7 protein-coding genes are annotated in these 11808 nt (G+C 70.4%); 2 read left to right on the top strand and 5 right to left on the bottom strand.

What is annotated here, in order from left to right:
- Positions 1 to 125 precede the first annotated feature (125 nt).
- Positions 126 to 2225, top strand: coding sequence for an efflux RND transporter periplasmic adaptor subunit (locus CHC08_RS52575; RefSeq protein WP_089211904.1), 2100 nt, complete (start codon positions 126 to 128; stop codon positions 2223 to 2225).
- A gap of 207 nt (positions 2226 to 2432) precedes the next feature.
- On the opposite strand, the gene CHC08_RS36260 is transcribed toward CHC08_RS52575, so the two are convergent.
- From CHC08_RS36260 to CHC08_RS36245, 4 genes are read right to left on the bottom strand one after another with little or no spacing between them, the layout of a single operon-like run.
- A complete protein-coding gene (locus CHC08_RS36260; protein WP_245878778.1) occupies positions 2433 to 3860 on the bottom strand; it encodes a HAMP domain-containing sensor histidine kinase in 1428 nt (475 codons plus the stop codon).
- Between the two features lie 41 nt (positions 3861 to 3901).
- Positions 3902 to 4633: a response regulator transcription factor gene (locus CHC08_RS36255; RefSeq protein ID WP_089211903.1), complete on the bottom strand. Its 732-nt coding sequence runs from the start codon at positions 4631 to 4633 to the stop codon at positions 3902 to 3904.
- A 10-nt stretch (positions 4634 to 4643) separates the two neighbouring features.
- Positions 4644 to 5834, bottom strand: a complete 1191-nt coding sequence (gene lhgO / locus CHC08_RS36250; protein WP_089211902.1) for an L-2-hydroxyglutarate oxidase — start codon at positions 5832 to 5834, stop codon at positions 4644 to 4646.
- On the bottom strand, positions 5831 to 6856 hold the full coding sequence (locus CHC08_RS36245; protein WP_089211901.1) for an NAD-dependent epimerase/dehydratase family protein: 1026 nt from the start codon (positions 6854 to 6856) through the stop codon (positions 5831 to 5833). Before CHC08_RS36245 ends, lhgO begins: the two co-directional genes overlap by 4 nt.
- Before the next feature lie 354 nt (positions 6857 to 7210).
- On the opposite strand from CHC08_RS36245, the gene CHC08_RS36240 reads away from it, so the two are divergent.
- Positions 7211 to 7597, top strand: a complete 387-nt coding sequence (locus tag CHC08_RS36240) for an STAS domain-containing protein (protein ID WP_089211900.1) — start codon at positions 7211 to 7213, stop codon at positions 7595 to 7597.
- Positions 7598 to 7793: 196 nt separating this feature from the next.
- Here CHC08_RS36240 and CHC08_RS49980 read toward each other — a convergent pair whose 3' ends face one another.
- Positions 7794 to 11657: an SCO7613 C-terminal domain-containing membrane protein gene (locus CHC08_RS49980; RefSeq protein WP_179282412.1), complete on the bottom strand. Its 3864-nt coding sequence runs from the start codon at positions 11655 to 11657 to the stop codon at positions 7794 to 7796.
- Positions 11658 to 11808 lie beyond the last annotated feature (151 nt).

The raw sequence follows: 11808 nt of genomic DNA, 5'->3' as shown, positions 1-11808 counted from the left end.
GCTTGGGCTTACCCCGGCTGTAGCTGAAGATTTGCTGCATAAGCAGGTTTTAAACCTCTGATGCACAGGAAACCTTCAGCCATTTGTGAGGATGCAGTGAATCGGGCAGGCCAGGATGGTTCGACATGAGACCGACCAAGCTCCCGAAGCCCCTGCGTACGGGAGGACTTGCCCTGGCCGCCCTCGTCCTCGTAAGCGCGGGCGTGATTTACACGCTTGACGACGGCTCGAGCCAGGCCCCCCAGGTGGAACTCGCCGCCGCCAAGCGCGGAACGGTGATCGCCGCGGTGTCCGCCGCGGGCAACACCGTGGACGACGGCACCAGGGAGCTGGGCTTCGGCGGGGCGGGCACGGTCACGAAGGTCTACGTCAAGGCCGGCGACAAGGTCGACAAGGGCGACGTACTCGCCAGGATCGGCTCGGCACCCGCCCGCGAGCGCTACGACGCGGCGAAGGCACAGCTCGCGGCGGCTCAGGAGGCGCTGGACGGGGCCGGAAGTACGCCGACGACGGCTCCGGCCCAAAGCCAGGCCCAGGGAGGGCAGGGCCAGGGCGCGGCGCAGGGCGCAGGTCAAGGTGCAGGTGCAGGACAGGGCGGGTCGAGATCCGGCGCGACTCCGCAGGCGAGCTGCCCACCGACCGCGCCGGCCGGTGCCACTCCCACTCCTCGTCCGGGCGGCACGGCCGCCCAGACCGGGATCCCCGGTTCCGCCCCCACGACTGCGTCCCGTCCGGGTGGTACGGCTGCCCCGACCGGGGCGCCCAGGCCCACCCCCACCGCCGCACCGAGCGGCGCACCCGCGCCGGCCGGTTCGCAATGGCCTACGACGGTGGTTCAAGCCGGTGGCATCGCACCCGCCGGTTACTTCTTCAGGCCGACCTCGACGCCGACGCCGACCCCCACGGCAACGGCCACGATCAAGGCTCAGGTCAAGGCCCCCAGCCAGGCCAAGCCCCAGTCCCGGGCGCAGGCCCAAACCCAGGCCGAGACCAAGTGGTCGCCGACTCCGACGCCCACGCGGACCTCGACCACAACCTCCACGCAAACGCGAACGCATACGAAAACCCCAACGCCAACGCCAACGCCAACGCCAACCCCGACCCCTACGCCGACACCAACCCCGACCCCGACGCCCAGCGGGGGCTCACCCCGTCCCACACCGACGGTCACCGTCACCGTGACGGCGACCCCCACGGTGACGGTGACGGCTACCGCCACGGTCACCGTGACCGCGACGCCGCCGGGCACAGGCACGGGCACCGGGAAACCCACCTCCAATCCGACGTCCGGACCGGGTGGGGGCACGGGGCCAGGTACGCCGACCAAGCCGGCCACGACCGCCAAGCCCAGCACCAACCCGAAGCCGACCGGCGCCTGTTCCGGCCAAGGCGCAGGGCAGAACCCGGCGCAAGGCGCAGGGCAGGGCGCAGCCCAAGGTGCGGGACAGAACCCGGCACAGGGCGCAGGCCAGGGAGCGGGTCAGACCAGCGCCAACGCTCAGGCGAACGCCGGCGGCAGCCGGAGCTCCGGAGATGGTCAGGGAGCCGGAGGCGGGCAGGGCGGAGCACTCACCGTGGACCAGGCCGAGGCCCGCGTGAAGCAGGCACGGGCCGACCTCACCGACGCCACGGAGGAACTGAAGGGGGTGCGGATCATCGCTCCCGCGGATGGGACCGTCATGTCCGTGGCCGGGGCCGTCGGTGACGCTGCGGACACCGGCTCGTTCATCACCCTTGGAGACCTCAACGAGCTCCAGGTGGAGGCGCTGTTCACCGAGTCGGACATCGGCAAACTGAAGCTGGGACAGCGGGCCGCGATCACGCTGGCCACTCGGGAGGGCGAGAAGTACACCGGTACGGTGACCCACATCGCGCCCACCGCGACCAACACCGACCAGCTCGTGAGGTACGGCGTCACGGTCGCCTTCGACAAGGCTCCGGCCAACCTCATGGTGAGCCAGACCGCGACGGTCACGGTCACCGTCGCCGAGTCGGAAGGGGCGCTCTACGTCCCGGCCCGCGCCGTACGGACCAAGGACGGAACCTCCCAGGTCACTGTCCAGGGCGGTGCCGAACGCGTCGTCGAGATGGGGGTCCGCAGCGACCAGTACGTCGAGATCACCTCCGGGCTCTCCGAGAACGACCGGGTGGTGCTTCCCGGCGGCGCGGCCACCGGGGAGTTCCCGGACAGCAGTTGGCCTGGGTCCGCTCCGAGCACCTCGTGAAACACGCCCCGGGTCGAAAGGCCCGGGGCGAGCGGCATGTGCTCCGGGCCGGTCCGGCCCGGAGCGAGTAGGAGAGTCGCCAGATCGGTCCGGGAACGAGCGGGACATGTCCCAGGTCGGTCCACCCGCGAACAAGCGGGAGGTACCCCGGGCCAGGTGGGAGGACCGTCAGGTCAACCTGACCGGAGTGAGCAGAAGGTTCCCGGGTCAGTCCAGTTCGGGGGCGAGCGGGAGGACCACGCGGAACGTCGAGCCCTTGCCCAGGTCTGACTCCACGGCGACGGTGCCGCCGTGAGCCTCGACCATGGCCGCCACGATGGACAGGCCGAGCCCACTGCCACCGTCGTCGGTGGTGCGGCGGCCGCGGGCGGAGTCGACGCGATAGAACCGCTCGAAGACCCGCTCACGCTGCTCGGTGGTGAGACCCGGACCCTCGTCGGCCAGCTCGATGACGGCCATGTCGTCCTGGGCCAGGAGCGTCAGCCGTACGGGAGTGCACGGCGGGGTGTGGGTGAGCGCGTTTGTCATCAGGTTGCCCACGACCTGGCGGAGCCGTACCTCGTCGCCGGAGACGATGAGCGCGGAACCGTCCACCGAGAGCGTGACCTCGCGCTCGGGGGCGAGGATGCGGGCGTCGTGGACGGCGTCGGCGGCGATGGCGAGCAGGTCGACCGGTCGCATGGCCATCGGCCGCTGCTGGTCCATCCGGGCGAGCATCAGCAGGTCGTCGACCAGCAGACCCATCCGGACCGCCTCCGACTCCACCCGGCGCATCAGCGGTGCGGCGTCGATGCCGGGCGCCTGCCGGTAGAACTCGGCGAAGCCGCGAATCGAGGTCAGCGGCGTGCGGAGCTCGTGCGAGGCGTCCGCGACGAACCTGCGCATGCGCTCCTCCGACCGGCGGGCCGAGGACTCGGACTCCGACCTGGCACGGAAGGCGGTCTCGATCTGGGTGAGCATGCCGTTCAGCGACTGGCCGAGGCGACCGACCTCGGTGCGCGGGTCGGTGTCGGGGACGCGGCGGCTCAGATCTCCGGCGGCGATGGCCTGGGCGGTGCGCTCGATCTCCCCCAGCGGGCGCAGGCTCCTCCGAATGATCACCACGCCCACTCCGGCGAGCACCAGCATCAGCCCGCCTCCGCCGAGCAGTTCCACCAGGGCGAGCTGGCCGACGATCTGCCGGACCTCCGCCGTGTCCACCGCCACGACGAGGCTTCCGCCGTCCTGCAGCGGGATCGCGCGAACCCGCCACTCGTCGACGTTGAACGACCGGGTGTGCACCCCCGAGGGGAGGCTGGGCCCCGGCCTGCCCTCCACGTCGACACCGCTGAGCAGAACGACGACCTTGCCGTCCCGGTCGCGGAGCTCCAGCCTGGCGTCGGGTGGCAGCGGCTTGCCGATCAGGGTCTCGGAGCCCCGGCTCAGGCGGCGCAGCGCGGTGTCGACGGTTATGTCGATCTGGCTGTCGACGCGGGCGATCAGGTAACCGTGCATGATCGAAACGCTGCCGATGCCGATGAGCGTGAGCGCGATCGTCAGCAGGATCAGGATGACCGCGATCAGCTTCACCCGTAGCGGGGTCCCGCTGAGCATCACGGAACCCCTCGCGGACACACCGCGTAGGGGACCGAGCATCACGGAACTCCTCGCGGACACACCACGCAGCCGATGGAGCATCACGGAACCGGCGGCAGACGCAGTACGTAGCCGACTCCGCGCAGGGTGTGGATCAGCCGGGGATCGCTGTTGTCGATCTTGCGGCGGAGCACGGAGACGTAGGACTCCACGATCCCGACGTCACCCCGGAAATCGTAGTCCCACACGTGGTCGAGGATCTGCGCCTTGGACAGCACACGTCCCGCGTTCGCCATGAAGTAGCGCAGCAGTTTGAACTCGGTCGGCGACAGCGCCACGGCCTTGCCCTTGCGCCACACCTCGTGGCTCTCCTCGTCGAGCTCGATGTCGGCGAAGACGAGCCGGGGCATCCGGGCGAGCAGGTCTCCGGCGCCGGTACGGCGGAGCACGGCCCGGATCCGGGCCACGACCTCCTCCAGGCTGAACGGCTTCGTCACGTAGTCGTCCCCGCCCGCGGTCAGCCCCCGGATCTTGTCCTCGGTGGCGTCGCGCGCGGTGAGGAAGACCACGGGCGTGTCGCTGCCGCCGCCGCGCAGCCGCCGCACGACGTCGAATCCGTCCATGTCGGGGAGCATGACGTCGAGCACGATGAGGTCAGGACGGTGCCGCTGAACGGCGGCGACGGCGTCCGTGCCATTACCAGCAGTGTTCACCCCAAACCCGGCGAACCGCAGGCTCGCGGCCAGGAGCTCGAGGATGTTGGGTTCATCCTCGACGATCAGCAGGCGGGCTTCGGGTGAGTCGGTCACAGATATATTTTCACCGGCCCACATGAGAAAGCAGTTAACTGGTCAACACAGAGGCTAACCCCACAATATGCCTGGCAATCGCCAAACTGGAGGTCGCCGCCGGTGAGGGGGCGTTTCTCACGAGAGTAACGCGACCGTGCACGTCAATCGCAAAATCATCCAACATGCTTCCGTCCCTGGCCACAGCCTGCGCCCGGACACCACCCGTGGTCCTGACGAGGTCGGCCCCGGTGAGCGCGGGGACATAGCGGCGGGCGGCGGTCAGGAACGATTTCTTGGACATCGAGCCGAGCACCTCTCTCACCCCGGTCCGCCAGTGCTTGGTGGCCAGCCGCCGGGTGCCTCCCCAGGCCAGGATCCTGCGCAGGTCGGTGAGGTTGACGTCCCCCCAGGAGTAGCCCTCCAGCGCCAGCGCCATGACCGCGTTGGGGCCCACCAGCACCTCGCCGTCGATCCTGCGGGTCAGGTGCACGCCGAGGAACGGGTAGCGAGGATCGGGCACCGGGTAGATAAGCCCGCGCACCAGGTCCTTCGACGCCCCGGCCAGCGCGTAGTACTCGCCGCGGAAGGGGATGATCCGCACGTCACCGGCCGCCCCGGCCATCCGTGCGACGGTGTCGGTGCCGAGCCCGGCGCAGACGATCAGCCGGTCGAAGCTCAGCCTCCGCTCTCCCGCCTGGACGTTCACCCCGCTCGCGGTCTCCCGCAGCGCGCGGACCGGGTGCGACAGCAGCACCGAACCACCCATCTCCTCCACGTCCACGGCCAGACGGCGGGCGACGGCGGGGAAATCGGCGATCGCGGTGTGCGGGGAGTGTACGGCGGCCACCCCGACGGTGTGCGGTTCGACCTCCCGCAGGGCCAGCGCGTCCAGCTCCGCGATGTCGGGAACCCCGTTCTCCCGGGCACGCTCGGCGATCTTCCGCAGCCCCGGCCGCTCCGCCGCCGTGGAGGCGACGACGAGCTTGCCGACCTCGTCGTAGGGGATCCGGTGCTCCGCGCAGTACTGCCGGAGCAGGGCCACGCCCTCCCGGCAGAGCTTCGCCTTGAGCGAGCCCGGCTGATAGTAGATCCCCGCGTGGACGACCCCGCTGTTGTGCCCGGTCTGGTGGGCTCCGACGTGATCTTCCTTGTCGAGGACGGTCACCTTGACGCCGCGGGTCCGCGCCAGCTCCCTGGCCACCGCCAAGCCAACGATTCCGGCGCCGACGATCCCAATGTTCACGGCGTGACCTTACCCGCCAGCCTGCCGACCTTCACAGGGGGAAGATGTCCTTCTTGTGCCAACCAGCGCAGCGAGTCGGCGATGGTCTCCTGGACCGGTCGCAGTTCCACGCCGAGCGCCTCAAGGGTGGGGGTGTCGTAGGTTCGCACCATCGTGACCATCATCTCGACCGCGTCCCTGGTCAGCGGGTAGTCGATCTTTTTGATCAGCTTCACGGCGTCGAGTGCGGCCGCCGCGCCGCGCAGCACCGCACGCGGCACCCTGAACCTGCGGCAACGCCCCCCGGTCACCTCGTCGCAGACGTCGGCGAGCTGTGCCCAGGTGAGATAGTGTCCGCCGAGCATGAACCGGCGCGGCCCCCGCCCCGGCTCGACACAGCGGGCGAGCACGACGGCCAGGTCGCGAACGTCGACGACGCCGGCACCGCCCGAGGTGATCGGCCAGCCCTGTTTCAGCCCGGCGCGCAGCCCCTCCATGAGGGTGTCGAGCGAGGGCTGGTACGGCCCGATGACCCCGGCCGGGTAGACAATGGTTATCGGCATCCCCTGGTCCTGGAGCTGCCTGGCATATCGCTCGCCCAGGACCTTGGTCCTGCCGTAGTCGTTTCTGGGCGCGGACAGCGGGCTCTCAGTGGTGATCACCGGCCCGGCCGGCGGCACGAAGACGCCGATCGTGGAAATGTGAACGATCGGGTCGAGACCGAGCTCGACGGCCTGCCCGAGAACGTTCTTGAGCCCGGCCACGTTCGTCCCGGCCGAGTCACCGGCCTGGCTGATGACCCCGATCTCGGCGGCGGCGTGAATGACCGCGTCACACTGTTCGAGCCCGGATCGCACGGCTACCGTGTCGCGAATATCGGCCTCGTGCAGGGAAACAGGCTCGACGACTCCGAGATTGGCCAGAACTCTCCGCGTTTTCTCTGGATTACGTACCAGAAGAAGCGGCTTATGCCCGTCGGCGAGAAGCGCGGCAACCGCGTGTGAGCCGATGAAACCGGATGCTCCGGTTACCAGAACGCGCATCCTCGAAAGTTAGCGGCGCCATCTCCTCAAGAGAAGGGAATAATCGTCACTGTTTTTGATCGCGCCTATATCCGCAGGCCCCGGCCACCCCGATCTGGGAATATGTAAATATGTCAAGGCAGAAAATGGTGATGCGGTCATTCATCGTGGAAACAACCTCGCGTTCCAGGTCCGCCGGGGTGCGGGCACGCCCGGCCGCCCCGTCCCGGCCGGGAACCGATCATCCGCGGCGCCCAGCCGTTATGCACATGTCTCCCGACCGTCGTCCTCCCTGCCCGCGCGGAGGGGTATACCTTGATCAGGCCGGACGGCGGCCGAAACAGGCCGCGTCACCGGTGTGGAAGATGCGAGGCAATGAGTAGAGAGCTGTCCATCGATGTCGACCACCATGAGCGTCCTGGTTGCACCGTGGTCACGGTCGGCGGCGACATAGACCGAAATTCCAGTCCGCTGCTCCGAGACACCATCCAGGAGCTGGTCTCCGTCCACCGCACACGACTGGTCGTCGACGTCGGGGGAATCACCTTCTGCGACTCCACGGGGCTGCGCGCGCTCCTCAGCGGAGCGCGCACGACCTCCGAGGCGGGCGGCTGGCTGCGTCTGGCCGGAGTACGGGGTCATCTCGAACGACTCCTGCGCATGACCGACCTCTACGACCGGTTTCCCATGGACGCCGACGTGACCGACTCCCTCGATCACCCCTCCGAGGCAGACCTCCGGCCTCCGGAGCGACCGGAGTAACCGGCACGTCCGGCACGGCGTCGCACCGCCTCGCATGAGCCCGGTGGTCCAGAGGCCAAGGCACGTCTGGAACACCGTCGCACCGCCTCACGTGAGCCCGACGGTCCGGGGCCGAGCAACCGGCACGTCCGGAAAAGCGTCGCACCGCCTCGCATGAGCCCGGTGGTCCGGGACCGGCAGCGCGGCGGTCCGATGGTCAGCGCATCCGGCCGACGGCCGCCCGCAGGCGGCGTACGTCCCCCAGTCGCGCTTCGTAGGTCGCGCCGACGACCACGAGCAGCAACCCGCCGAACGCCATCGGCACCCACCGCGGCACCGCCACCACAGCCTGCGCGATCCACGGAGCCAGCTCGTGCAGGGCGACGACCGCCAGGGTGAATCCGCCGAGCAACGCCGGGGCCTGGAGCCGGAACCGCGCCCCTGACAGCAGTACGGCCAGCGAGACCGTGCCCAGCGCCAGCGGCCGGAGCCAGCCCCCGCCCGCCAGCATCGCGATCATGCTGGGCGCCAGGCTGGAGGCGAGCCCGGAACCGTAGGCGATCCAGGAGGAGACCTGCCGGTTCCGTGATTTCCACCAGCCGAACGCCAGCAGGACCAGGGAGAACGGCACCGTGTACGCCTCGATCACGGTGATGTCGGAGGCGAGCAACCGCAGCCAGGAGGCCGTCAGCAGGAACCCGGTCCCCACGTATCCGGCCCACTGCCTGTCGGGCCGCAGCGCCGTACCGGCCATCAGCACACCGACGACCGCGCAGGCCAGGCCGGCCAGTGGCAGATCGGCGACACCGAGCAGCAGTCCTGCCGTGGCAAGGGCGTACCCCGCCGTCTCGACGCCGATCGCGAACGCCGAACTCCTGAACCGGCCCGCCACGGCCGCCGCCGCGCAGGCCACGGCGAGCGCACCGAACGCGGCGTGCCGTACCGGCCAGTCCATCGCCAGCCCGGCCGCCAGCACCTCCCCGCCGACCAGCAGCGTCGCCAGCCCAGCCCCGCCGACCGTGACCGCCCGCGCCCGTCCCCGGAAGGCCACCGCTCCCGCGACCACCGCCGCGATCGGAAGCACGATCAACGTGGCGGGCCTGCTCATGAGCGCCCAGGAGACCGCCATCGACGCCGTCAACAGCGCCGCCGCTCCGCCGAACCCCCAGTTCGTACGGCTCCGCGCGGCTATCCAGGCCGTCGGGCAGAGGCCTGCGACGAACAGGCCCACCTCCAGCCCGTACGGCAGGGCGAACGAGATCGGCAGGATCGCCGGCAGCAAAGGCCAGGCCACGAGACCGGTCCTGAGCGCGCCCTTGCGCCCGGCGAGCTGCCAGGAGATCAGCACCGCCGCGACGGCGACGAGACCCAGGATCACGATCAGAAGCGGGTAGGGGCCGTGAGAGCCGCCCAGGGGCGTCCACGGCCGTGCGAGCGGGCCGTAGAACGTGAAGATCTCGGCGACGGCGGCACGCGCGACGAGCAACGCGAACGCGGCGAGTACGGCGCCCAGCACCAGGCCGGTCGGCTGCCAGGGACCGGCGATTCCACCGGGACGTACACCTCCGGGCCGTACGGCGATTCCGCCAGCCGGGAGTTCCCCTCCGGACCCTGCCGCGGCTCCCTCAGACGAGAGTGCGCCTTCGGGCCGTACGGTGGCTCCGCCAGACGGGAGTGCGCCTCCGGACCGTGCGGCGGCTCCCTCAGACGGACGCGCGTCCCCGGAGCGTGCGGCGGGCCGCCCGCGGAGGGCGAGGAGTCCTGCCGTCACCGCGCCGATCGCCAACGCCAGGGAGAGCCCCGAGCCGCTCCGCAGCCAGCCCGTCCCCACGGCGACGGCCCAGATCAGGCCGGTGGCCGACAGCACACCTACGGCCAGGGCGAACGCCGCCGCCCGTGGCACCCGGGCCGCGAACGCCGCCGCGCCCCACGCGGCGAGCAAGGTCGCTAATGCCGCGTACGTGGTCGTCCGCTCGGTGAGCGCCGTGGCCGTGGCCACCGCCGACATCGCTCCTGCCGCGACCGTGAAGGCCCCCGCCCACCGCGGTCGCCTGGCCAGGGTCAGACCGATGACACACACGACGGCCAGGACCAGCAGGATCGTGAGGTTCGTCACGTGGTTCCAGCGGTAGGCGACGGGGACGATGGCCACCGCGACCGTGCCCGTGGCCAGTGCGGCGAACCCTGCCCGGGCCCGTCCCCGGCCTGCCGCCAACACCGAGGCGACGGCCAGCAGGCCGAACACGACCGGGATCGCGGGGAACGGCATGAACTCCCAGCCGCCCGTCCCCGACCAGACGTCATCCAGCCGGCCGAACGGGTTGAGCAGCACCAGGACGACCAGGGGCACCGACGGGATCGCGGTGAGCACCGCCAGCACTCCCGCCGAGACGGCACCGGCGGAACGGACCCTGGGGTCGTTCAACCCCGGAAGGTACAGCACGACCGCGGCGGCGACCAGGGCGGCCGCGGTGTGCGGGACGACCCACCAGCCGCCGTACGGGAGCAGCGGCCAGAAGGGCACCGCCAGGCCGACCGTCAGCGCGATCATCGAACCGGTCGTGAGCTCCACGAGCCGGCCCGTGTGCTCCACCCGATCCGCGATTCCCAGCCCGATCACGGCCAGCACGACCAGCAATGCTCCCCTGACCGAGTCGGCCCCCAGGTCACCGGCGAAGAGGGAACTCATCAACCTCAGCGAGGAGTCCAGGACCCCGGAGCCCACACCCAGCGCCCACACCGCGCCGAAACAGACCGCCACGGTCGTCCACACACCGGAACGCCTCGCCGGCCGCGCACCACCGGGCACCGCCGTGGACCCACCCTCACCGAGGCCGCTCCCCGCCACGGGCACGCCCCCACCTGCACCGCTCCCCGCCATGGGCGCGTCCCCTGCAGAACCGCTTTCCGCCACAGAAGAATCCCCACCGGAACCCACCGTCAAGGACACGTCCCCGCTGGAACCGTCCCCTGCCGCAGACGCGCCTCCGCCGGGGCCATCCGCTGCCGCGGAAACGTCCCCGTCCGAACCGCCCGTCACCGCTACGGGCTCGGTAGTCCTGGCGCCGAACCTCAGGAAGGCGGCATCGGCCGCGGCCGTCGCCGCGAGGGCGGCGGTGACCCAGGGAATCGTCTCGCCGAAAGCCAGCAGCGGGAGCGGGAACTGGGCGAGGACGATCGCCACCGGCAGCGGCAGCCTCAGCGGGAGCGATCGCGCATACCCCACCAGGACGAGCGCGACCAGGGCGAACAGCAGGGCTGTGTAGTCGAGTCCGCCGAGCTTGTCGACTCCCGCCAGACCGACCCGCCGGGCCGCGTAGCCGTCCAGGAAGAGCAGCGCGACACCGAGCATCGCGATTGTCTCGGCCGTGGTGGTGAGGCCCCGCCTCACCAGGAGCTTCGGCACGGCGAAGGTCAGCGCGGTGACCCCGGCGAGGATGGCCGCCCTCCCACCGATGCCGATGTGTCCCCAGCTGACCACCGTGAACACGATGGCCGCGACGACCAGCAGCAGGCCGCCGAGTCCGAGCAGCAGGTTCTGTACGGCCTTTGGCGAGAAGTCCCGCCGCGGCACAGCCGTACCCGGGAGACCACCGGGTCCGCCGGATCCATCAGATCGGCCGGGACCACCGGACCTGCCGGGTTCGCCGGATCCGGTCGGCCCGCCAGACCGGCCGGGACCAGCGGGTCCGCCAGATCCGCTGGGGCCGCTGGGGCCGCCAGATCCGCTGGGGCCGTCGAAGCCCGTCGGAACGACAGAGGACCCGCTGCCCTCCGCCGCCGCCGACGACCTGGAGAACGTGCCCGGGTCGCTCGCCCGCGGCATCGCCGGTACGGGACGTCCCGCTGCCGCCTGCCGGACTTCCTGATCATCCTTGCCCGAGCGGCTCCGTTCGGCCCTGAGCAGGTCCAGCAGCTCACCCCGCCGTGACAGCAGGACCGTCTCCTGCGCCCGCAGCCCGGCCAGTGCCCCGTCGACCTGCCACAGCTCCGCCGCCACCGGCCCTCGCAGGGGCAGTGCGCAGCGCGGGCAGCGGGTCTGTGTCCCGTTGAAAAGGGCGCCGCATTCCGGACAGCTCACCTCCGCCGGGGAACGGCGTGGTCCGGGGGGTGAGCTTTTATCGTGCATAACACGAAGAGTGGCGGATTCAGATCACTGTTCGCTTGCGATGAACTACTCAGTCGCGACTGAGTACCTCCCACCGGATACGGCAGGCGATGAGACCACTGGA

This window comes from Streptosporangium subroseum (genome assembly GCF_900188345.1).
GTDB classification, from domain to species: Bacteria; Actinomycetota; Actinomycetes; order Streptosporangiales; family Streptosporangiaceae; genus Streptosporangium; species Streptosporangium subroseum.
The sequence above is the reverse complement of the archived record's forward strand: the minus strand, read 5'-3'. Positions and strand labels throughout refer to the sequence as shown.

Coding starts and splice junctions, on each gene's coding strand:
- CHC08_RS52575 (WP_089211904.1), top strand. CDS start 126: ATGAGACCGACCAAGCTCCCGAAGCCCCTGCGTACGGGAGGACTTGCC.
- CHC08_RS36240 (WP_089211900.1), top strand. CDS start 7,211: ATGAGTAGAGAGCTGTCCATCGATGTCGACCACCATGAGCGTCCTGGT.
- CHC08_RS36260 (WP_245878778.1), bottom strand. CDS start 3,860: ATGCTCGGTCCCCTACGCGGTGTGTCCGCGAGGGGTTCCGTGATGCTC.
- CHC08_RS36245 (WP_089211901.1), bottom strand. CDS start 6,856: ATGCGCGTTCTGGTAACCGGAGCATCCGGTTTCATCGGCTCACACGCG.
- CHC08_RS36255 (WP_089211903.1), bottom strand. CDS start 4,633: ATGTGGGCCGGTGAAAATATATCTGTGACCGACTCACCCGAAGCCCGC.